Raw genomic sequence first — 23301 nt, 5'->3', positions numbered from 1 at the left:
CATCCCCCTCCCGCATGGCCGTCAGACCGATGTCTGCGAATTAATCGATACTGACGGAATCCTGGTGCATTTCTTCAGCATATGTCTTCGGTCGGCCGTACTCCTGCTCGGCTTGCGTCTCGCTCTTAATGTCGATCTTCCAGCCGGTCAGTTTGGCGGCCAGCCGCGCATTCTGCCCTTTAATGCCGATGGCAAGCGACAGCTGATAGTCCGGCACGATAACCCGGGCCATTTTCTCGGCTTCGAACACTTGCACCTCCAGCACCTTGGACGGGCTGAGCGCGTTGGCGACATAATCCTCCACACTTTCCATCCAACGGACGATGTCGATTTTCTCGCCCTTCAGCTCGCCGACGATCGTTTGCACGCGCATGCCCTTCGGCCCGACGCAAGAACCGACCGGATCGACTTCCGGATTGCGGGAGTATACTGCGATCTTGGAACGGAAACCAGCTTCGCGGGCGACGGAACGAATTTCGACAACCCCTTGGAAAATTTCTGGAACCTCTAGCTCGAACAACCGTTTCAAAAGCCCCGGGTGGGTACGGGACAAAATGATCTGCGGCCCCTTGGTCGTATTTTCGACCTTGGTGATATACGCTTTTATACGGTCTCCGTGCTTGAATTTGTCCGTGGGCATCAGCTCGTTCAGCGGCATGACCGCTTCGATCTTGCCCAAATCGATATACAGGTTGCGCGTATCTTGACGCTGCACGATGCCGTTGACGATGTCTTCCTCTTTATCGACATAGGCATTGTAGATCAGTCCGCGCTCCGCCTCGCGAATCCGCTGCGTGACGACCTGTTTCGCCGTCTGCGCCGCAATCCGGCCGAAATCGCGAGGAGTAACCTCAATCTCGACGATGTCGTTCAGCTGATAGTTTTGGTTCATTTCTCTTGCAGCGAAGAGCGAAATTTCCAGCCGCGGATCAAGCACGTCGTCGACGACCGTTTTGCGGGCGTATACTTTAATGAGACCCGTATGGCGGTTGATGTCGACGCGTACATTTTGCGCGGTATTGAAATTGCGCTTATAGCTCGAAATCAGCGCTGCCTCAATCGCGTCGATCAGCACGTCTTTGGCGATGCCTTTCTCCTTTTCGATTTCGTTCAGCGCTTCGATAAAATCCATGTTCATTTGAATGGAGTTCCCCCTCTCATAAAATACGAGCCGCCCAACGCTTTGGCAGATCGACTAGAATTTGATGGCGAGCCTGGCGCCGGCCACTTTGTCAAACGGGAGTTCGTGCCTTTTCTTGCCGATCTCGACGACAACCGTTTGTTCGTCGTACGACACGAGCGTGCCCTCGAATTCCTTCAAACCGTTTACCGGTTCATACGTCGTCACGAAGACATGCTCGCCAATCGCTTTACGATAGTCCTGAGGCTTCTTGAGCGGACGCTCCGCCCCGGGCGAAGACACTTCCAGAAAGTAAGCCAATTCGATAGGGTCATTCTCGTCCAGCTTGGCGCTGAGGTACTCGCTGATGCGGCCGCAGTCATCGATATCGATGCCGCCTTCTTTATCCACATATACCCGCAAAAACCAGTTGCCGCCTTCTTTCACATATTCGATGTCGACCAGCTCAAATCCGTTTTCGTCCAAAAAAGGGCGAACCAGCTCTTCCACAGTGGATTTGATGTTTGTGCTCAAACGTGCGTTCCTCCTTAGTAGGGTGAGAAAGCGAGCGATAGTTAGAGTATTGAAGCTCAACGTCTTCACTCGCTTTGGGGCCTTATACAAAATGTAAAGAGTGGGTTTCCCCACTCTTTGGTCACGAGATATTACATTGCTACCGAAGAAGATTATACCATAAGTACAGTGATCATGCAATAAGGCGTAAAAAGGCGCTTGAGCAAGCAAAAAAGACTTCTCCACAAGTTCTAAAACAGCGAAAGCTGATTCGTTTCCGGAAGACCCCGGAAGCAGCCCATGCCGCCAAGAAGCTCGATGATCGTCTTCGACGCCTTGCTTCGGGACTGAAAGTCCTCTATCGATAAGAACGGGCCGTCGTTTTTGGCGGCCGCGATGTTCTTCGCCGCGTTCTCCCCGATCCCCGCAACGGCGGAAAACGGAGGAATAAGCGAGTCGTCTTCGATCAGAAACTTTGTCGCCTCCGATTTGTACAAATCGATCGGTTTAAAGGAAAAGCCGCGGGCCGTCATCTCCAGCGCCATTTCGAGAATGGAGATCATGCTTTTCTCTTTTGGCGTCGCCTGGAACCCTTTTTCCTCAATTTCGATCAGTTTGCGCAAAATCGCGTCGTAGCCTTGGCACAGCAGCTCGATCTCGAAATCCTGCGCGCGGACGGAAAAATAAGTCGCATAGTAAGCGATAGGGTAATAAAGCTTAAAGTAAGCGGTGCGCACCGCGGAAATAACATAAGCGGAAGCATGCGCCTTCGGGAACATGTACTCGATCTTTTCGCACGAATCGATGTACCACAGGGGAACGTTATGCTTCTTCATATCTTCTTTCCACTCGTCGGTGAGCCCTTTCCCCTTCCGCACGCTCTCGGTGATTTTAAACGCCAGCCCCGCATCCATACCCGCTTTGTAGATCAAATACAGCATGATATCGTCGCGGCACCCGATCACCGTCTTAATCGTGCAGATGCCTTTTCGGATCAGCTCCTGCGCATTGCCGAGCCAAACGCCGGTTCCGTGGGAGAGACCCGAAATTTGCAGCAAGTCCGCAAAGCTGGACGGCTTCGCTTCCTCCAGCATCTGACGCACGAACTTCGTCCCCATCTCCGGCACCCCGTAAGTCGCCACCGGTGTCCGGATCTTCTCCGGCGTCACGCCGAGCGCGACCACGGAGTTGAACATGCTCATGACTTTCGGATCGTTCATCGGAATCGTTGTCGGATCGACGCCGGTCAAATCCTGCAGCATCCGCATCATCGTCGGATCATCGTGTCCCAGAATATCGAGCTTCAGCAGGTTGGCGTCGAAGGCGTGATAATCAAAATGCGTCGTTTTCCATTCGGCGCTCGTATCGTCGGCCGGATATTGCACCGGAGTGATATCGTCGACCTCGATGTAATCCGGCACGACTACGATCCCGCCGGGATGCTGGCCGGTGCTTCGCTTTACGCCCGTGCAGCCGGAAGCCAACCGGTTGAGCTCCGCTCCGCGCCACTTTTTGCCCTGATCTTCTTCGTATTTTTTTACGAAGCCGAATGCCGTTTTTTCCGCAACCGTACCGATCGTGCCCGCCCGGAACACGCTTTTCTCCCCAAACAGCTCTTTGGTATAGTTATGCGCGTGCGGCTGGTATTCGCCGGAAAAGTTCAAGTCGATATCGGGAACCTTGTCGCCCTTGAAGCCGAGGAACGTTTCGAACGGAATGTCTTGGCCTTCCCCTTTCAGCTTTTCCCCGCAGTTCGGACAGTTTTTGTCTGGCAGGTCGAAGCCGCTGGGAATCGATCCGTCGAGAATCCACTCGCTGTGCTTGCACGATTTGCAAATGTAATGCGGCGGCAGCGGATTAACCTCCGAAATACCAAGGAACGTCGCTACGACGGAGGAACCGACCGAGCCCCGCGAACCGACGAGATAGCCGTCGGCGTTCGACTTCTTGACGAGCCGTTCGGAGATCAGATAGTTGGCCGAGAAACCGTACTTGATAATCGGTACAAGCTCCTTTTCCAGCCGCGCTACAATAACCTCCGGCAGCGGGTCTCCGTAAATCTGCTTTGCCGTATCGTAGCAGGTATTGCGGATTTCATCGTCCGCTCCTTCGATAATCGGCGTGAACAGCTTGGTCGGAAACAGCTCCAATTCCTCGAACCGGTCGGCAAGCTCCGACGTATTTTTTACGACGACCTCGTAAGCCGTTTCTTTCCCCAAATATTCAAACTCTGCAAGCATTTCTTTCGTTGTGCGAAGGTGGACGTCCGGCTTGCGGATATCCTTAAGCGGGCTAAAGCCGGTAATCCCGTGAATGGTGATGTCACGGTATATTTTTTCTCGCGGATGCAGATAATGCACATTACCCGTCGCAATAACAGGTTTGCCAAGCTTGCGGCCGATTTCGACAATTTTGCGATTGGCATTCTCCAGTTGCGCCGGGCTGCCGACCAAGCCTTTGTCCACCAAGTGCATGTTCACGCCAATCGGCTGAATTTCAAGCACGTCGTAAAATTCGGCGACCATTTCCGCTTCTTCGACCGATTTGTTCAGCACCGTTTCGTAAAATTCGCCCTTTTCGCAGCCTGAAGCGATGATCAAGCCTTCGCGCATTTCCATCAGCTTGCTCTTCGGAATGCAGGCCACCCGGTGAAAATACTGCGTGTGCGAAAGGGATATTAGACTGAACAGATTTTTTTTGCCGGTCATGTCTTTGGCGTAAATGCAGCAATGGAATGGCCGCTGCGTTTTGAGGTTTTTGCCGACCTCGTCGTTCAAACGGGACAGCTGCTTATAGCCGCGGTCCCCGGCTTCCTTCAACAGGTGAAAAAGTACATGACCCAGCGCAATCGAGTCGTCGATCGCCCGGTGATGGTTGTCCAAGCCGACTTTGAACTTATCGGATAGCGTGTTGAGCCGGTGATTTTTAAGCGTCGGGAACAACAGCCGGGCAAGCTCCAGCGTGTCCAGCACGGGATTGGTCACTTCGGGCAAACCGAGCCGTTTGCAGTTCGCTTGAATGAACCCAATATCGAATCGCGCATTGTGCGCTACCAGAACGCTATCCCCTACGAACTCGATAAACTTGGGCAGCATCTCTTCCAGCTCGGGCGCACCTTTGACCATGTCGTCCGTAATATTGGTGAGCTGCTGAATGTTGTATGGAATGCGCTCATGCGGATCAATGAACGTAGCAAACCGGTCGATTTCTTTACCGTCTTTCATGCGGACGCCGGCAAGCTCGATAATTTTGTTGCTGGTGACAGAAAGCCCTGTCGTCTCGATATCGAAAATGACATATTCCGCATCGGTGAGGCTAATGTCCGTCGCGTTCATAACGACCTGCACGGAATCGTTGACGACGTTGGCTTCCAAGCCGTAAATGACCTTGATCCCGTTTTTCTTCGCAGCCTTATACGCCTCCGGGAAGCATTGAATACCGCTGTGATCGGTCACGGCAATCGCTTTATGGCCCCATTTGGCTGCTGTTTTGATATATTGGTCGACCGGCGTGATTCCGTCCATCGTAGACATCGCCGTGTGGAGGTGAAATTCCACCCGCTTCTCTTCCGCATCGTCCTTCCGGTCCGGCGGGCCGACGATTTCATTAACGTCGGATGGAATCATCACGAGCTCGGGGATTTGCATAAACCGGTCGTACTCGACCCGGCCGCGCAGCTTCAGCCACTTGCCGTTCGTGATCAGACTGTAAATTTTAACATCTTCTTTCGTTTTGGCAAACGCCTTGACCATGATCGAATCCGAAAAGTCGGTAACGTTGAACATGAACAGCGTGCTGCCATTCCTCAGCTCTTTCGTGTCCAGGCCAAAAACCGTCCCTTGAACCGTAACCTTCTTCTCTTCATCCCTGACGTCCTGCAGCGGAACGGCCGGATCTTTAATGTCGTAGCCGACCATCAGCTTCAGCTCCGCTTCCTGCTGCGCATCCGCTTCGTTCTCCGCCTCCACAGCCGATAAGATGTTGATCGTCACTTCTTTTTCTTCCTGCTCGATTTGCTTCGAGAATTTCTCCAGTTCTTCTTCCCGGGAATCGCTGACCGCATACTTCACATGAAAATCGACGCCGAAAAATCCGCTGAAATATCGTTGAATCAGTCCGCCGATATTTTTTTTCTTAGCCAATTCCAAGCCGATCGTATCGAGCAAATAAAGCGTAAGCACGTTCCCGTTCGTTTCAATTTTGGCCTTGGTCATCCAACCGTTAATCGATGCCGCTTCCCGCTGCACCCATTCGAGAAACATGCCCCAGTATTCGTGCGCCACTTCTTCCGGCTTCACATCCGGCGTGTATTGGAGTACGAAACGAATGGCAGCGATGTGCGAGAATTTGTCCCGGATCATTTTGCAGAAGGAACGGTAAATATCTTGCGGCACCACTTGAGTTTTGACGATATGAAACGTCCATTCCCTGTTTTTGCGGCTCGTTTCCACTTTGTCGATATACCCGTCCGAAAAAAAAGACCGAACCACATCCGCCGGTACACTGGCCTGCTGCATCAGCATTTCAAAGCGGTCCCGTTTCAGCGCCGTACTGTCATTGCCCATGGTGCTCCTCCCCCGTAAAACGATGAAAGGGACAAAAGGAGTGTTGCTTTCCCATTGCCCCTTATGTAAAAGGTTAGGCGTTTGCTTTAGAAATGTAGCGATCATCTTCAGTAATTGCCGCGTCGGAAAAGTATTACCACTCCACCGCTCTTGAAATCAAGTTGCCGTATTGTATAAAAATCTACAAGGCAGCAACTTGATTTCAAAGGCGGCCGTTTCACTTTCCGTGGTAACACTTTTCCTGAGGCCCTTCGAAGAAATAAGCAACTTAAACCAACTCTAAAATCAAACTCCTAATTACATGGCGCTAGTAGAAAAGATCGTGTTAATACGATTTGCCGAAGACGACGGTGTGCTTGGCGTCTTCGCCGCAGACAAGACATTTCGGCTTGGATACGCCCGGCTCGAACGGAATGTTGCGGCTCGTTGCGCCGGCCTCTTCTTTGACCTGCGCTTCGCAGGCGGCAGAGCCGCACCAGCCCGACAATGCGAAGCCGCGCTTTTGCTCAAGGAACGATTTCAGCTCGTCCACCGTATCCGCTTCAGTCATGCTTTCGTCGCGGAACCGCTTGGCTCGATCATACATTTCCTTCTGCGTTTCCGTCAACAGCTTTTGCACTTCTTCTACAAATTGGTCCTGCTGGACGACACGCTTCTCTCCGGTAATCCGGGATACCAGAACCACTTGCCCGTTTTCCATGTCCCGCGGTCCCAGCTCGACGCGGACCGGTACGCCGCGCATTTCGTATTCGTTAAATTTCCAGCCCGGACTTTGGTCCGGACGATCGTCCACCTTCACGCGTACGCCAGCCTGCTTCAACTGGGCATACAGCTCGTCTACGCGGCCGACAACCTGCTCTCTCGTCTTCGGAGGACCGATCGGAATCATGATGACTTGCGTCGGTGCGATCTTCGGCGGCAAAGCCAGACCGCGGTCGTCGCCGTGAACCATGATCAGAGCTCCGATGAGACGGGTGCTGACTCCCCAAGAGGTCGTATGACAGAACTGATGCTGATTCTCGCGGTCCAAATATTTAATATCAAACGCCACGGCGAAGTTCGTGCCCAAATAGTGGGAAGTTCCCGCTTGCACCGCTTTGCCGTCCTTCATCATCGCTTCGATGGAATACGTATCGACGGCGCCCGCGAACTTCTCGGAAGGCGTCTTCTGGCCCATAATGACCGGAATCGCTAAGAACTCTTCGGCAAAAGAACGATAAATTTCCAGCATCTGCATCGTTTCTTTGCGTGCATCGGCTTCGTCCTCATGAGCCGTATGGCCTTCCTGCCATAAAAACTCGCTTGTACGCAAAAACGGCAGCGTCCGCTTTTCCCAACGGACCACGTTGGCCCACTGGTTGATCAAGAGCGGCAGGTCGCGGTAGGAGTTAATCCACTCCGCGTACATGTGACCGATCATCGTCTCGGACGTCGGGCGAATCGCCAGCCGCTCTTCGAGCTTCTCGCCGCCTGCTTCCGTTACCCACGGCAGCTCCGGGTTGAACCCTTCCACATGTTCTTTTTCTTTTTGGAAAAAGCTCTCGGGAATGAACAGCGGGAAGTAAGCGTTGCGGTGTCCCGTTTCCTTAAACCGGCGGTCCAGCTCCCGCTGAATATTTTCCCAAAGCTCGTACCCGTCCGGTTTAAATACGATGCATCCGCGGACCGGCGAGTAACTCATGAGATCAGCCTTTTTAATGACATCAATATACCAGCGGGAGAAATCCTCGCCCTGCGGCGTAATTTCTTTCACAAACTGTTTGTCTTGCTTTTGGTTCGACATCGTTCTGTTTTCCCCCTACGGACGGCAATTCGTTACCCTTTAATCAAACGTAATATATCGTTATAAGTGACAGCTATCATAAGCAGCATCATCATCGCAAAGCCGACAAAATGGACCATGCTTTCGCGGCTCGGATCGACAGGCTTGCCGCGGAGCGCCTCCAGCAGCAAAAACACCAGCCGACTTCCGTCCAGCGCCGGGACCGGCAGCAGATTGAACAGTCCCAAATGGAGACTCATAACGGCCATCCAATAGATGTATTGGATAAACCCTGCGCTAGCTTGCTGGCTTGTAAATTCCACGATCCTTACCGGACCGCCCAAATCGTCCATTTTTACCTGAAGCGTCGCCAGCTTGCCAAAGCCGTCTATGATGATGGTTGATGCGGAAACAAGGGTGTTCCAGCCTCCGGTAAACCCTTCCAGCACCGTGGCAGGGCGCGTTTCAGTCAGAAGGGAGACGCCGACGCGAATGACGCCGTCCTTGTCCATAAGCGGAGTCACTTCTTTGCGGATCTGCTCCTTGTTGCGCTCAATAATCCATACCATCGGTTTATTCGGAGATTGTTGAATTAAGCCGGTCAGCTTTTTGCTGTCGCGGCCGATCTGCACATGATCCACCTGAAGGATAATGTCTCCGGACTGGAGCCCCGCTTTCGCCGCAGCGGAAGCTGAACTGATTTCCTGAATTTTCACCTTGTCGGGCAGTCCTGCCACGAACACTACGGTTACAAATAGTGCCAAGGCAAGAATAAAATTCATCAGCGGTCCGGCAAAGATAGCCATTGCGCGCCGTCCTACCGACTTGCTCCCGAACTGGCGGTCCAGTGGGGCAATCTGGTTTTCCTGTTCCTTGGACACCATCATGGCCTGAGGATGAATCGAATAACGTTCGATTTCCCCGTCGACATCCAGACGGACGAACAAATCTTTTTCCAGATCGATCTGCTCAACGACGCCTTCAATCGCATCCCGGCGGCTTTCGAACTCGTTCAAGTAAATGTGCGTGACCTGATTATCGTCCAATTGCACGGCGATACGCTGACCCTGGTTGATCTGAACGATCTCCGGGTCTTCCCCGGCCATTCGAACGAACCCGCCGATTGGAAGAAGTCTGAGTGTAAACCGGGTTTCTCCACGTTTGAAGGAGAGCAGTTTGGGACCGAAGCCGATAGCGAATTCCCGAACGAGAATACCCGCTCGCTTGGCAAAGTAAAAATGTCCCCATTCATGAATCGTGACTAGAACAAAAAACAAAAGAATAATTTGAAATACGACCTGGATGTTAGCCAATGGGTGTACGGCCTCCTTAAGCGCAAATGTTCATATCCAAGCTATGGGCAAATGGTATTGGCTGCATGAAAATCGTACGAAGCCTACCTTTAAGATTAACATTAATCCCAAAGGGAATACAAGCCGGGACTCATGATATGAACATATGAGCGGCTTCACCGAAAGATGCCCTGGCGTCGCATCTTCAAACGGTTCATTTTAGTCCAAGCTACGCGCCTCTTCCCGGGCCCAACGGTCGATCTCCAGGATGGCGGACAAATCCGGGGCCGGGACTGGGGAATGCTTGTCCATGACCCTGGCAATCACCTCTTCGATGGCCAGGAATGAAATTTCCCCTTTCAAGAACCGTTCAACCGCAACTTCGTTAGCCGCATTGTACACGGTGGGCATGGAGCCGCCCGTCCGTCCGCTTTCGTACGCCATCCGCAAACAAGGATACCGATCGAAATCCATCTCGCGAAACTGCAGCTTCCCAACATCGGATAAACGCAAACGTTCGGATGGCGTTGCCATCCTGTCCGGATAGGTCAACGCATACTGAATCGGCACCCGCATATCCGGCATCCCCAACTGGGCGATAATGCTGTAGTCTACGAACTCGACGAATGAATGGACAATGCTTTCGGGATGAATCAGCACTTCTATCTGATCGTAAGGCAAGCCGAACAGCCAGTGGGCTTCGATCACTTCCAGCCCTTTGTTCGCCATCGTCGCCGAATCGATCGTGATTTTTGCTCCCATCGACCAATTCGGATGCTTGAGCGCATCTTCAACCGTTACATGTGTAAGCTCTTCCCGGGTGCGGTCGCGAAACGATCCCCCGGAAGCGGTTAACGTAATTTTATGTACGCGATCCCGCGATTCTCCGTTCAAGCATTGGAATATGGCGGAATGCTCGCTATCGACCGGAAGCAAAGCGACGCCGCGGCGCTGCGCTAATTCCGTCACAAGATGCCCTGCGCTAACCAGCGTCTCCTTATTGGCTAGACCGATATGCTTACCTGCGTCGATCGCGGCCAGCGTCGGCTTAAGTCCTTGGCTGCCGACAATCGCGGTGACCACAAGCTCGGCATCGGTGCCCGCCGCAATTTCGTGCAGCCCCTCTTCACCGTATAGCACCTGAACGTCCGATTTCACTGCCGCACGCAGCTGTTCCGCCGCTTCCTTCGTCGCAACGGCTACCTTGCGGGGACGAAAGCGCTCGATTTGCTCCAGCAGGAGCGGGATATTATAACCGCCGGCGAGCCCTTCCACCTCGAAACGTTCCGGGTAATGCGATATGACATCCAAGGTCTGGGTTCCAACGGAACCGGTCGACCCCAGAATACTGACTTTTTTCACCAACGTTCACCTCGGGGCAATAGTTATACGTGCGGGAGCAAAGCCGCTAAATGAAGGAACGGAAAGACGATTAGCCAGCTGTCGGTCCGATCAAGCACGCCGCCATGTCCCGGCAGGATCGTTCCCGTGTCCTTGATGCCCTTCACCCGCTTGTAAGCGGATTGAATCAAATCGCCCATCTGACCGACAATCGCAATGACGAGCCCGATCCAAATCGCTTGCGCAAAGCTAAGCAGGTCCGGACGGTACCAGGCAAAGCCGAGTGCAACGACAATGGACAATGCTGTGCCGCCGATCGCTCCCTCGACGGATTTCTTCGGACTAATGGCAGGCCAGAGCGGTGTTTTTCCCATCATCGATCCGGTAAAATACGCGCCGGAATCCGTTGACCAAATGCATAAAAACACAAGCAGCGTCCAATAAAGCCCGTTCTCGGACAGCCAGCGCGTCTCCACCATGTAATGAAAACCGATACCGACGTACACCATACCCAAAAATGCCGTAGTCACATGATCGATCGTAATTTTGTTTTTCGAAATAACGGTAACGGCCAGAAAAACAAACATAAACAACCAAATCAAGCGCTCTATCGAAATCCCGGCCTCCTGCCACGGTACGACAAGGCCAACGACCCCTAGAGAGCCTAAAAGCGAGATCGTTTTGTTCTTGTTAAGACCGCTCATCCGTAAAAACTCGTCGTACCCGATCAGCGACAATACCAGGATTAACCCGGCAAACCAATAGCCTCCCAAATACAACAGGATGAAAAAGGCGAGCCCTGCCACGACTCCTGTGACAATTCGCTGCTTCAAATCGATTCCTCCATCGTTTATGCTGGCAGTCGGACATAAGCTGAACCAATATACAAAATACTGTATTTTGTATATTTTATCTAGCTGCCCCTACCTGTTGTCAACGGCCGCTATAAACCGCCATATCTTCTGGCGCGGCGTTGGTACTCCCCGACAGCGTCGTAAAAATGCTGCTCTGTAAATTCCGGCCAGCACAAATCTGTAAAAAATAGTTCCGAATAAGCTAACTGCCAAAGCATAAAGTTGCTAATCCGAAGCTCTCCGCTGGTGCGTATCAGAAGATCGGGGTCCGGGAGCGGATCGGTTAACAAATATTTGGAGAAAAGCGCCTCGTCCACTTCGTCCGCGGCCACTTTATTTTCTTTCATATCCTGAGCAAGCCGCTGAATGCCCATGAGCATTTCTTTACGGCTTCCATAATTCAGCGCAAAGTTCAAAATAAGGCCGGTATTATGCTTCGTTTGATCGATCGCGTCCTGAATCGCTTTCAGCGTAAAGTCAGGCAGATCTTCCTGCCAGCCCGTCATACGGATCTGGACGTTATTCGCAATCAGTTCGCCGATTTCTTTCGGAAAAAATTCCATCGGGAGCTTCATTAAGTAGTCGACTTCTTCCTTCGGTCTTTTCCAATTTTCCGTGGAAAAAGCATACATGGTCAGCACCTTCACACCGATGCTGTTTGCGGCCATCGTAATTTTTTTCACGTTTTTCATACCTGAATGGTGGCCTGCCACCCGCGGCAGTCCCCGCTTTTGTGCCCATCGGCCATTACCGTCCATGATGACGGCGACATGGTTCGGAATGTTGTCCGCATCCAGCTTGAGAGCGGCTTGCTCCCCTCCCGGTTTGCTTCCAAACCATTTTTTGAAAGACATCATGTCTGAATCCCCCATCAGGAAAGACTAAAAGCCCCCTCGAATAAGGGGGTCTTTACCGGTTACACTTCCATGATTTCTTTTTCTTTGGCAGCCAATACTTTGTCGACTTCTGCGATATGCTTGTCCGTGAACTTCTGGATGTCGTCCTGATGACGGCGGGACTCGTCTTCCGATATACCCGTCTTCTCCAGTTTTTTGATATCATCGTTCGCGTCACGGCGGATGTTGCGGATCGCCACTTTCCCTTCTTCACCGAACTTGCGCGTCATTTTGACGAGCTCGGCACGGCGTTCTTCCGTCAAAGCGGGAATGACGATACGGATCGCGCTGCCGTCGTTGGAAGGCGTCAATCCGAGATCGGATTTCATAATCGCTTTTTCGATAGCGGCAACCGAGCTTTTGTCCCACGGCTGAATCATCAGCGTGCGGGAATCCGGCGTATTAATGTTCGCCAGCTGGTTTACCGGTGTCATAGAGCCGTAGTATTCAACTTGAACGCGATCCAGCAGTGCAGGGGTCGCCCGCCCCGCCCGAAGCGAAGCCAGCTCCTTTTTCAGCGCGGCGATCGCTTTCTCCATGCGTTCTTCCGCACTTTTTTTAATGGATTGCGGCATAGATTACACACTCCCTTTTACGATCGTGCCGATCTTCTCCCCAACTACGACGCGCTTGATATTGCCGCTTTCCGTAATAGAGAAGACGACCAACGGAATATTGTTGTCCATACATAAGGAGGATGCGGTCGAGTCCATAACGCCAAGGTTTTTGTTCAGCACTTCGAGGTAAGTCAGCGTTTCGAATTTTTGCGCGGTAGTGTCTTTGAACGGGTCGGCGGTATAGACGCCGTCGACTTTGTTCTTCGCCATCAAGATTACTTCCGCTTCGATTTCGGCTGCTCTAAGCGCCGCGGTCGTATCCGTCGAGAAATACGGATTGCCCGTTCCTGCCGCAAAAATGACAACCCTGCCCTTTTCCAAGTGCCGGATCGCTCTTCTGCGGATGTACGGTTCTGCAACCTGTTGCATCGTGATGGACGTTTGTACCCGTGTCGGTACGCCGATCGTTTCCAGCGCATCCTGCAGCGCCAGCGAGTTCATCACCGTAGCCAGCATACCCATGTAGTCTGCGGTTGCCCGGTCAATGCCTTTTGCGCTTCCGGCAATGCCGCGCCAGATGTTGCCGCCGCCAACGACGATGGCGACCTCCACCCGAAGATCCACTACTTCCTTCACCTGCTGGGCGATGGACGAAATCATCTCGGAGTCGATGCCGTAACCTTGCTGTCCGGCTAACGCCTCTCCGCTTAATTTCAAAATGACTCTTTTATAAATCGGACGTTCCAAGCTCCAACCCCTCCATTTCGATCAGACCGCTAAAGCTTTCTGTTAAAAAACAAGGAACACAGCGTGTTCCTTGTTCCCTTGCATGTATCTTGTTGAATTACAGTTTAACTTGGGACATAACTTCTTCAGCGAAGTTTTCTTGTTTCTTCTCCAGGCCTTCTCCAAGCTCGAAACGAACGAAGCGGCGGATCGACAAGTTTTCGCCGATCGTTGCGATGTTTTCTTTCAGCACTTCTTCTACGGTTTTGTCCGGGTCTTTTACGAAAGGCTGCTCAAGCAGGCAGTATTCCTCGTAGTATTTCGCCAGACGGCCTTCGACGATTTTCTCGACGATTTTTTCCGGCTTGCCTTCGTTCAGCGCTTGGTTCGTCAAGATTTCGCGCTCTTTGTCCAGCGCTTCTTGCGGAACTTCATCACGGCGAATGAATTTCGGGTTGGAAGCTGCGATGTGCAAAGCAACGTCACGTACGAACGTTCTGAACTGCTCGTTTTTCGCAACGAAGTCGGTTTCGCTGTTTACTTCAACCAATACGCCGATTTTACCGCCGGCGTGAATGTAGGACTCGATCATGCCTTCCGTTGCGATCCGGCCTGCTTTGTTGGCTGCCGCGGAAAGACCTTTTTCACGCAAAACTTCGGCAGCTTTGGTCAAGTCGCCGTTTGCTTCTTCCAATGCTTTTTTACAATCGAGCATGCCTGCTCCTGTTTTATCGCGCAATTCTTTTACTGCCGCTGCACTAACTGCCATGATTTGGCCTCCTTGGAATGTAATATGTATTCCCAAAAAAAGGGCGGTGAAAGGATTTTGCACCTTTAAACCACCCTTTCTCGTATTCAATGCATTAAGCTGAAGTCTCTTCGCCTTGGCGAGCTTCGATAACCGCGTCGGCAATTTTAGCCGTCAGCAATTTCACGGCGCGGATCGCGTCGTCATTACCCGGGATCACGTAGTCGATTTCGTCCGGATCGCAGTTCGTGTCTACGATACCAACGATCGGAATACCAAGCTTGCGCGCTTCCGCAACGGCAATGCGCTCTTTGCGCGGGTCGATGACGAACAGTGCGCTTGGCAGACCTTTCATATGGGAGATACCGCCCAAGAATTTCTCAAGACGATCTTTTTCTTTGCGAAGAATGATAACTTCTTTTTTCGGCAACACTTCGAACGTGCCGTCTTGCTCCCATTTTTCCAGCTCGTGCAAACGGTTGATCCGCTTTTGGATCGTCTGGAAGTTCGTCAGCGTACCGCCGAGCCAACGTTGGTTGATGTAGTACATTCCGCAACGTCCAGCTTCTTCTTTAACCGAATCCTGAGCTTGCTTTTTCGTACCTACGAACAAGATCGTGCCGTTTTCTGCGGCTACGGACTTGACGAAGTTGTAAGCTTCCTCAACTTTTTTGACCGTTTTTTGCAGGTCGATGATGTAAATTCCGTTTCTTTCGGTGAAGATGTATCGATCCATTTTCGGGTTCCAACGACGGGTTTGGTGACCGAAGTGTACCCCAGCTTCGAGCAGCTGTTTCATGGAGATAACTGCCATCCTCACGCACCTCCTCTAAATTGGTTTTTGTGGTTTCCTCCGCCGATCGCATCTCCCGGTAAAACTCCTTGGCCGAGATGCTAAAGCAAGCATCTGTTGAAGCCAGTGGGAGCACCATTACCAGAATTAACCGACGTGTGGTTTTTAACACCGAAAATTACTATACCATAACTGACAACCGTATGCAACACCCGCCGCAGTCCGACGAAAAAAGACAAAGTCAGACCCCAACCGCCCGAGTCTGATCGTTTATTGTGTCGTTAAATTGGCTATGACTTGCGCCAGCTCTTGAGACCCCTTGAATCCATGCACGCCCGAAATGATTTTATCATTAAGCTGCTTTTGTCTCAACTTGTCTACTAATGCGGTCCGGTCTGCAACAACGCCGCTCTGCTGCAGCAAATCCGCTACTTGGGCCGCAGTCATGCCTTTGGAGATATAAACGTACGTTTCCTTATCGGGCGCGGCAGACTGCGGCTGTGCGGCTTGCTTGTCCTTCTCTTCTTTCAGCTTCTGCGTGAGCATGGCATCGACCTGCGGCTGGTCGTACAGCTTTTGACTTTTGTCGTACACATTAAAATAGGTAGAAGCGGCTTCCTTGAGCCGGATGCGATCCATCTCCTCGGGCGCCTCTCCTGCCGCGGGCTGCTTGGAAGCGGCGCTGCCCGGCGGAGCAACCGCATTCATTAACTGAAGCAGAACAGCGCCCAAAATCAAGCCGGTGCCGAGCCCGTACAGAAGCGATTTGTTCTTAAGCATTCGACCGTTCCTCCTGTTTGGCAAGCTGCAGGATCAGACTGATCTCCCCTTTGTTCATGCCCAGCTTCTTGGCGATATAGTCCGTCGATTTGCCGGACTCGTACAATCCGAACAGTTCGCTGTAGCGCTCCTTCATATTCATCGCAGCTTTATTCGCTGCTTCCGGCTGCGCGGCGGGCGCGGCGGACTCCGAATAGGCCGGCGATACCGCGGCCCCGGCGCTCGCTTCCAACGCCTCTCCCGGCTTCGACACGTCGGCTTGGCGGGACAGGCGCCGCTGCTCCTCCGAGAACGTCAGCCGGCCCAGTTCGTGCCGCAGCTCCTGACATTGCTTTTCCAGCGTTTCCACACGCGAGGTCAGTTTTGCCGCATGCTCCTCGTACGTTTGTTTCGTCCCGGAGAACAGCTCGATCAGCGCTTTGTTTTGCTCCTCAAGCTCCATAGCCAAGTGATCCATCGCCTGCTCCATCTCTTTTACGATGGCGCCGTCGGGCTTGGCCGCTCCTTCGGATTTTCGCGGGATAATCTTTGCATAGACCACGATTAGAAGCCCGACCAGCACGATGTATACCCAAGGTTGGTCCAATTGCATTCACCTAGTTTCGCAACAAAATAGTTATAAGGTCAAGTCGATATGATGCCCCTTGAACGGATGCTCCGGCGCGGTGCCGCCCGACGCCTGTTTGGCTTCCTCAGCCGACTTCCTGGCCCCTCCGCCGCCTCGGGAGTTCCGTTCGCCCGAACGGTCCGACTGATCGTCTTTGATCGAAGCTTGACCGGTCTCCTCCGTCTTGGCGCTGATCTGACGTTCTTTTATCGTCGACTTCTCGTTGGAGCTGTTCAGCATGGCCTGGTCTTCCACTCGCTTTTGCACCATTTGATGCTGCTTCAGACCGACTTCGTCGTTCTTATGCAGCGCAAACTGCATTTCAACCGGTTTCATGCTCACCGGCATCCCCTCCTTGAGCTGTACGCGTACGTCAGCCTTTATACGATAGGAAGCATCGCGATATCTCCGTCGATCAATTGAAACCTGACGCGGGGAGAAGTATCTTTAATGAATTTGGTATATCGCCCGATCACGATTTTCGTTCCGCTGTAGGCGTTGGAAATGACTTCGACCTTTGCTTTTTCCGAGTCTTCGAGCGATTTTTCAATTTCCAGCATTCGCTCCCTGGAGCTCGTAATTTCTTCCGTAACCTGTTTCTTAGTGTGGTTCAGCTTAACCCGCATCGCCACTTTATTCGGCCCAAGCTGTCCCGTGGCTGCCAATTGGTCGAGCAGCACGAGCGCTTTATCCGTTTTGTCCAGGTTCTCGCTCAAAGCTCTTTGTTGAGTGCGGAGCTGCTGAAGCTCGTTGCGTAGCTCCGGCAGGACACCGACTTCGAGGACCGTGGCGGTAGACATGGAGTTGCCGATCGTTCGGGCAATAACCGCGTCGCCCGCTTGAATCATTCCTCCGACAATCAGTCCCTTGGTGCCTTTGCATACAACTTGTTTGCCGGCGCGCACCTGAGAGTGCATAATGCTCTGGCTGACCAGCACTTCCTCTCCCGCATTGATGTTGGCATCCTGGATGAAAGAGCTTTTTACCCGTTTTCCGGCGCGGATCGTTCCTTTGTTATGCCCAAGGATTCCCGCGCTGATCTCGATGGAGCCGCCTGCCTCCAAGTCTGCGGCATCCACGCTGCCTGTAATGCGGATATCTCCCGCCGCTTTGATGCGGAAGCCCGGCAGAACGTTGCCGCGGATGACGACGGACCCGACAAAATCAATATTTCCGACATTATAATCGACATCCCCGTTTACTTCAAAGATCGGAAACACATTGATTTTATCCCGGTCCGTCTTGGTAACCATGCCGTCAATGGCAGCATAAATGGCCGTCTGCTCCGGATCGGTCACGACATTTTTGCCGAGCTTGAAGCGCGCATCCTTCCCGTCCTTCGCAAAAAGCTTTTCTCCGGTTACCGCGCGTCCGGGAACACCTAAGGCGGGCGGAATTTTTTGGGCGATCAATTGCCCCTTTCTCACGTTATGGATCGTCGTCACTTCTTTATAATCGACCTTACCGTCCTCCAGCTCAGCCGGGCTTTTGGATTTATCGTCCAAATTGTACATCATCTTGACGTGCCCGTCCTGACCGTTCTTCGGCGCATCGCCTTTGGCGATTACGTTCTGGGAGAAGAAGAAAGCCTTCGGATCGTCTGCGATCGCGGCGATATTCTCCTCATCTATGCCGTATACGATGTGATATGAGGCAATCAATTCCTTAAGCTGTTCTTTGGAGACACGGAACGAATCCTCGCAATGCGCAAACTTGAGGTAAGCAAACAGTTTGTCGTCGGACAACGAAATATCCATATAATAGCTGAGCGGCATCGCCAGATCGGCCATCATTCTCCCCCACTTTCCGACCCCTTAGTCATAAAATAACTGCGACTTATGACGGCTCAAAGAACCTTTTAACCGCAAAATCGCTTTTGAGTGCAGCTGTGATATTCTGGATGGGGAAAGATTCATGACTTCGGCGATCTCGCTTAAAGACAATTCTTCGAAGTAAAAGAGGGATACGACGGTCCGCTCTTTTTCCGTCAACCGTTCGATAGCTTTAGCTAACGTATCCTTTAAATAGACTTCATTGACTTTGGATTCCGGACTTTTCGCCTTTTCGTCAATTAACAAAGAAAGCCGCGTCTCCGAATCTTCCTCCCGAATAGGATCGTCGATCGAACAGACGGTCGTCACTGCGATTTCCTGCACCATCTGTTGGAACTCCTGCTCGCTAACATCCAGGTAAGAGCTCATTTCGCTATCGGTTACGGAACGCAAGTATTGCTGTTCGAGCTTTTGATAAGCGTCCTCGATCTTCTTGGCCTTCTCCCTTACGGAACGGGGAACCCAGTCGCCTTGGCGGAGCCCGTCGATCATCGCTCCGCGAATACGCCAGGAGGCATACGTTTCAAATTGCAGTCCTCGCTCATAGTCGAACTTTTCGATGGCATCGATCAAGCCCATAATACCGCAGCTGGATAAGTCTTCTTTCGAAACGTTTTTAGGCAGACCGATGGAAAGACGACCTGAAACGTAATCGACCAACGGCAAGTAGGTTTCGATGAGCGCCTGCTTCGCTTTCAATTGTCGGTCTTCTCTCCATTGCTTCCAAACATCGATATTCGCCAAATGGGATTTTTGCGCGATCATGACAGATAGTCACCATCCTTATTCTTCAGACATTCGGCGAACCGCCTGTGCCAATTCGTCAGGACTCCCTTGGATCTTCGTTGACAGCTTCGGCGGATTCAACGGGGAAAAATCGGTATCAGCTGCGTCCTTCGGACCCGGCGACGGTTTCAACATCTGATGCAGCTCCGCATCCTGATCGGGCGTTACAACATTGATCGCCGTCCCTTTAAGCTCATCCTCTTCTTCCGAATGCTCAGGAATCGAAGCGCCCGCGAATCCGGCAACCGTGCCAAGCAGCCAACGGAACAAAAATACGATTACAAACATCAGGACAAAGCTGTAGAAGCTGCGAATCAAAGTAGTCAGCCAAATATTGTCGGTGATCGACAAGGCAAAGGTAATGACGAATGCCGCGGCCCCTACGATAAAGTTCCAACGTATCGATCCGATCATAGGTTTACAATTCCTTCACTCCGTGTTGTACGCTGCGAATCATAAGCATACCGGATTCGCAATCGAATTCGATGGTTCGCCCGTAATTGCCGCCGGTATCTTCGGCAATAATCGGGATCTGGTAACGGCTGAGCATTTCCTTGCAGGACTCGACATTCCGCGGTCCGATCCGCATCGTGTCCGATTGGGAGCCGAAGGCGAACATTTGTGCGCCTCCGGCCATTTTGGCAACCATGCGCTTCACTTGAGCCCCAAGATCCTCCATCTGGCGAATCATTTCGGGGATCGCCGTATCGGCATATTTCGCGATGTTCAGCTTTCCTTCTCTGGCAATATCCGAGGTCGGCAGCATGACGTGGGCCATTCCGGCTACTTTGGCCTTGGCATCGAACAAGGTAACGCCCACGCAGGAGCCGAGCCCCGTCGTCTTGAGCACACCGGTCAAGTGAGCGACGTTCAGGTCGGCCATTCCTACTTTAATCAGATTGTCTTGGATCATGGAGTATGCACTCCCAAAGCAACGAAAATACGTTCGAAGGACTCCGGGTCCGGGATGAGGAAGAAATGCCCTTCCACCTCGTCGCTTCCGTCCAGAAACTTCGTGTCGATCAAGAGCGCCTGGTCTCCCATTTGACCGAATTGGAGCAGGCCGTAGCTTAGAATCGCTCCCGCCATATCAATCGCAAGCGAAGGAACGGTGGGCTGCATGTTCAGCTGTGTGAAATCAGCCAGGGACGATAAGTACGAGCCCGCCAAAATGTTGCCGATCTCGTTCAGCGCGGACAATTCCATTTCAGAGTACTCGTCGCCCTCCACCGCTTCGATTCCGGCCAAGCTGTGAAGAAGCTTCTTGGCCGACTCGAACTTCAGAATAAAGAACAAATTTCCCGGCGTTTCCCCTTCGACTCTCAAAAATATTGCGATAACGGGTTGCTCGGCTCCTCCCACACTGTCCGCGATTTCCTCGAAAGGAACCATTCGCACTTTGGGCACAAGCATATCAACAGGTTTATCGAGCAGCTGCGAGAGTGCGGTAGCCGCATGTCCGGCACCGATATTTCCGACTTCCTTCAGCACATCCATTTGAAAATCGGCAAAAGAGTTAAATGCTTCCACTAGGCCTACTCCTCTACATTCTCCAGTTGAACGATCTCGCTCTTGCTCAATACTTCCTTCAGGTTCAGCAGCACAAGCAGCCGGCTTTCGCCTACTTTGGCAATCCCGTGAAGGTACTTGGCCTTAATGCCGCCTACGATTTCCGGCGGATCTTCGATATGATCCGAATCCACATCGATGACGTCGTTGGCCGAATCGACAATCAAGCCGACTTCGATGTCGCCGACCGCAACGATAATGATCCGCGAGTTGTCGGTATACTCGGTTTCCGGAAATCCGAAGCGGCCGCGCAGATCGATGACGGGGGTAACCACGCCGCGCAAATTGATGACGCCTTTGACAAATTCAGGCGTTTTCGGAACCCGGGTCATCGGCTGCATCCGTTCAATGGTGCGGACTTTCTCAACCTCTACCCCGTATTCTTCCTTTCCTAAAGCAAACACGATGACTTTCAATTCTTCTCCCATACTCGCAGCCTCCTTAAGTTATCGCGTGAATGTAGCCGTCTTTGCCTCCCGCTATTTAATCAAGGCATTCGTATCGATAATTAACGCGACTTGTCCGTCTCCGAGAATGGTTGCGCCGGAAATCGCAAACAGCTTGGTCAAATATTTGCCGAGCGTCTTCAGCACGATTTCCTGCTGGCCGATAAATTCGTCGACGACGAGCGCCGCCATTTTATCGCCTTTGCGTATGACGACCACTTGCGTCTCGTTCCCGGAAATATTCGTTCCTCCCGGCACATCGAACAGATCGGCCAAGGAGACGAGCGGGATGACCCCGGTACGATATTCGACCATGCGATTGCCGTGAACCGAGCGAATCTGTTCCTGACGGACCGCCATCGTTTCCACGATGGAAGAAAGTGGAATAGCGTACTTCTCGTTATTGAGCCGGATCAGCATCGCCGAGATAATCGACAGCGTCAGCGGCAGCTGAACGGAAAATTTAGAGCCTTTTCCCCATTCCGAATCCAATTGGACTTGTCCGCCGAGACTTTGAATCTTCGTCTTCACGACATCAAGTCCGACCCCGCGGCCGGAAATGTCCGATATTTTATCCGCCGTGCTGAAGCCGGAGGCAAAAATCAACTGATTGACCTCGTCATCTGTAATGTGCGCGGCTTGTTCCTTGGTCAAAACGTTGTTTTCCATAGCTTTTTTCAACACTTTGTCCCGGTTAATGCCGCGTCCGTCTTCCTCGATCTCGATAAACACATGGTTTCCGCTATGATACGCGCGCAGGTGAATCGTTCCGGTCTCGGGCTTTCCGAGGGCAACGCGCTCGGCAGACGGCTCCACGCCATGGTCGACGGCATTCCGCAGCAAGTGCACCAACGGATCGCCGATTTCGTCGATGACGGTACGATCCAATTCGGTATCGGCGCCGGTGATGATCAGATCTACCTTTTTGTCCAGCGTCTTGGCGGCGTCCCGGATCATGCGCGGGAATCGGTTAAAGACGGTATCGATCGGAACCATGCGCAGCTTCAGTACGATATTCTGCAAATCGCTGCTCACCCGGGACATATGCTCGACGGTTTCCGTCAGCTCGCTGCGGCGAATCTCGCTGGCAAGCTGCTCCAGCCGTACCCGATCAATCAGCAGCTCGCTGAACAGGTTCATCAGCGTATCAAGCCGTTCGATGTCGACGCGGATCGTGCGTCCGGCCACAGGGGCGCCGCCTGCGGCAGGCGCTTTTTTGGCTTCCTGCTTCGGCGCTTCCTTCGTCGATGCGGCGGCTGTCTCGGCTTGCGCCTGCGCGGCCGCTGCGTTGGACCCGGAAGGCGGGCTCATGAGCTCCGCGAGCTTGGCCTGATCCAAAACGATGACGTCCACTTTATCGATTTCGGATACGCTCGCGACTTGCTTATGCAGCTCGTCGCTGTCGATTTGGGATATGTAATAAACGACGAACGATTGATCGAACCGCTCCTGCTCGATATCTTCCACGGAAGGGTTGGATTTGATGACCTCCCCGTTCTGCTCGAGCACATTGAACACCATATAAGCGCGAGCCGCTTTTAACACGCAATCTTGTCGTACGGTTACTTCAAGGCGAAGCACAGGAATGCCTGCTTCGATGGACTGCTGAAGAATCGAATATTGAAACTCGTCAAACTCTCCTCCTGCGGCAGTTGTCCGTTCCACTTTGGGGGTTGTGCCTCCGGCTGCGCCGCCCTTGGCATAATCGCCGGAAACGATGGATTTTAGCGCGGCGACGATTTCGGTAACGTCCGCTTGGCCTGTACCGCCTTGAATGATGTCCTCCACCATAGACTCCAAGGAATCCAGGCTTTTGAACAAGCAGTCAAAAATGAACGAATCCATCTTCAGCTTATGGTTGCGGACAAGGTCTAGCACATTCTCCATCTCGTGAGTCAGTGACGCCAAATCCTCGAATCCCATCGTCGCCGACATTCCTTTCAACGTATGCGCCGACCGAAAAATATTTTGCACGATCGTGATGTCTTCCGGGCTGCTCTCCAGACTGAGAATCTGTTCGTTCATCGCTTGCAAGTGATCTCTCGACTCATCGATAAACATCGAGAGGTATTGATTCATTTCCATATCTACACCTCCATCATGGTAATTGCTCT

The 23301-nt window shown here is 52.3% G+C and carries 22 protein-coding genes; all 22 read right to left on the bottom strand.

Annotated elements, in window-relative coordinates:
* Positions 1 to 40: 40 nt before the first annotated feature.
* The 22 genes from nusA to NLX71_RS05720 all read right to left on the bottom strand — a co-directional run bounded on the left by nusA (position 41) and on the right by NLX71_RS05720 (position 23272).
* Positions 41 to 1138 carry a transcription termination factor NusA gene (nusA, locus tag NLX71_RS05825; protein WP_254362553.1) on the bottom strand — a complete coding sequence of 366 codons (1098 nt, stop codon included), beginning with the start codon at positions 1136 to 1138 and terminating at the stop codon, positions 41 to 43.
* A 57-nt stretch (positions 1139 to 1195) separates the two neighbouring features.
* Positions 1196 to 1654, bottom strand: coding sequence for a ribosome maturation factor RimP (rimP, locus tag NLX71_RS05820; protein ID WP_254362552.1), 459 nt, complete (start codon positions 1652 to 1654; stop codon positions 1196 to 1198).
* A gap of 230 nt (positions 1655 to 1884) precedes the next feature.
* On the bottom strand, positions 1885 to 6198 hold the full coding sequence (locus NLX71_RS05815) for a PolC-type DNA polymerase III (protein WP_254362551.1): 4314 nt from the start codon (positions 6196 to 6198) through the stop codon (positions 1885 to 1887).
* Positions 6199 to 6523: 325 nt separating this feature from the next.
* Positions 6524 to 7981: a proline--tRNA ligase gene (proS, locus tag NLX71_RS05810; protein ID WP_254362550.1), complete on the bottom strand. Its 1458-nt coding sequence runs from the start codon at positions 7979 to 7981 to the stop codon at positions 6524 to 6526.
* A gap of 32 nt (positions 7982 to 8013) precedes the next feature.
* On the bottom strand, positions 8014 to 9273 hold the full coding sequence (gene rseP, locus NLX71_RS05805) for an RIP metalloprotease RseP (RefSeq protein WP_254362549.1): 1260 nt from the start codon (positions 9271 to 9273) through the stop codon (positions 8014 to 8016).
* A gap of 198 nt (positions 9274 to 9471) precedes the next feature.
* Positions 9472 to 10614, bottom strand: coding sequence for a 1-deoxy-D-xylulose-5-phosphate reductoisomerase (locus tag NLX71_RS05800; RefSeq protein WP_254362548.1), 1143 nt, complete (start codon positions 10612 to 10614; stop codon positions 9472 to 9474).
* 23 nt (positions 10615 to 10637) lie between these two features.
* Positions 10638 to 11426, bottom strand: a complete 789-nt coding sequence (locus NLX71_RS05795; protein WP_254362547.1) for a phosphatidate cytidylyltransferase — start codon at positions 11424 to 11426, stop codon at positions 10638 to 10640.
* A 110-nt stretch (positions 11427 to 11536) separates the two neighbouring features.
* On the bottom strand, positions 11537 to 12304 hold the full coding sequence (locus tag NLX71_RS05790; RefSeq protein ID WP_254362546.1) for an undecaprenyl pyrophosphate synthase: 768 nt from the start codon (positions 12302 to 12304) through the stop codon (positions 11537 to 11539).
* A 59-nt stretch (positions 12305 to 12363) separates the two neighbouring features.
* Positions 12364 to 12918: a ribosome recycling factor gene (frr, locus tag NLX71_RS05785; protein ID WP_254362545.1), complete on the bottom strand. Its 555-nt coding sequence runs from the start codon at positions 12916 to 12918 to the stop codon at positions 12364 to 12366.
* Positions 12919 to 12921: 3 nt separating this feature from the next.
* Positions 12922 to 13647, bottom strand: a complete 726-nt coding sequence (pyrH, locus tag NLX71_RS05780) for a UMP kinase (protein WP_254362544.1) — start codon at positions 13645 to 13647, stop codon at positions 12922 to 12924.
* A gap of 97 nt (positions 13648 to 13744) precedes the next feature.
* On the bottom strand, positions 13745 to 14395 hold the full coding sequence (gene tsf, locus NLX71_RS05775; RefSeq protein WP_254362543.1) for a translation elongation factor Ts: 651 nt from the start codon (positions 14393 to 14395) through the stop codon (positions 13745 to 13747).
* A gap of 94 nt (positions 14396 to 14489) precedes the next feature.
* Positions 14490 to 15188, bottom strand: coding sequence for a 30S ribosomal protein S2 (gene rpsB / locus NLX71_RS05770; protein ID WP_254362542.1), 699 nt, complete (start codon positions 15186 to 15188; stop codon positions 14490 to 14492).
* Positions 15189 to 15437: 249 nt separating this feature from the next.
* Entirely contained in the window at positions 15438 to 15947 is a 510-nt protein-coding gene (locus NLX71_RS05765) for an MltG/YceG/YrrL family protein (protein WP_254362541.1), read from the bottom strand.
* Positions 15940 to 16539: a hypothetical protein gene (locus tag NLX71_RS05760; RefSeq protein WP_254362540.1), complete on the bottom strand. Its 600-nt coding sequence runs from the start codon at positions 16537 to 16539 to the stop codon at positions 15940 to 15942. The genes NLX71_RS05765 and NLX71_RS05760 overlap by 8 nt, the downstream gene beginning before the upstream one ends.
* Before the next feature lie 24 nt (positions 16540 to 16563).
* Complete coding sequence (locus tag NLX71_RS05755; RefSeq protein ID WP_254362539.1) at positions 16564 to 16896, bottom strand: hypothetical protein; 333 nt, start codon at positions 16894 to 16896, stop codon at positions 16564 to 16566.
* Between the two features lie 38 nt (positions 16897 to 16934).
* The gene (locus NLX71_RS05750) at positions 16935 to 18344 is read right to left on the bottom strand and encodes a flagellar assembly protein A (RefSeq protein ID WP_254362692.1); all 1410 of its coding nucleotides are present in this window, start codon (positions 18342 to 18344) and stop codon (positions 16935 to 16937) included.
* A 24-nt stretch (positions 18345 to 18368) separates the two neighbouring features.
* Entirely contained in the window at positions 18369 to 19151 is a 783-nt protein-coding gene (locus NLX71_RS05745; protein WP_254362538.1) for a FliA/WhiG family RNA polymerase sigma factor, read from the bottom strand.
* Between the two features lie 18 nt (positions 19152 to 19169).
* Positions 19170 to 19586 carry a hypothetical protein gene (locus NLX71_RS05740; RefSeq protein WP_254362537.1) on the bottom strand — a complete coding sequence of 139 codons (417 nt, stop codon included), beginning with the start codon at positions 19584 to 19586 and terminating at the stop codon, positions 19170 to 19172.
* A gap of 4 nt (positions 19587 to 19590) precedes the next feature.
* The gene (locus tag NLX71_RS05735) at positions 19591 to 20085 is read right to left on the bottom strand and encodes a chemotaxis protein CheD (RefSeq protein WP_254362536.1); all 495 of its coding nucleotides are present in this window, start codon (positions 20083 to 20085) and stop codon (positions 19591 to 19593) included.
* Complete coding sequence (locus NLX71_RS05730; protein ID WP_254362535.1) at positions 20082 to 20702, bottom strand: chemotaxis protein CheC; 621 nt, start codon at positions 20700 to 20702, stop codon at positions 20082 to 20084. The genes NLX71_RS05735 and NLX71_RS05730 overlap by 4 nt, the downstream gene beginning before the upstream one ends.
* Positions 20703 to 20707: 5 nt before the next feature.
* Positions 20708 to 21169: a chemotaxis protein CheW gene (locus NLX71_RS05725; protein WP_254362534.1), complete on the bottom strand. Its 462-nt coding sequence runs from the start codon at positions 21167 to 21169 to the stop codon at positions 20708 to 20710.
* Between the two features lie 51 nt (positions 21170 to 21220).
* Positions 21221 to 23272, bottom strand: a complete 2052-nt coding sequence (locus tag NLX71_RS05720) for a chemotaxis protein CheA (protein WP_254362533.1) — start codon at positions 23270 to 23272, stop codon at positions 21221 to 21223.
* Positions 23273 to 23301 lie beyond the last annotated feature (29 nt).

This window comes from Paenibacillus sp. MZ04-78.2 (assembly GCF_024213375.1).
Classification (GTDB): domain Bacteria; phylum Bacillota; class Bacilli; order Paenibacillales; family NBRC-103111; genus Paenibacillus_G.
Note: the sequence above shows the minus strand (reverse complement) of the source record. Positions and strands in the feature narration are given on the sequence as shown.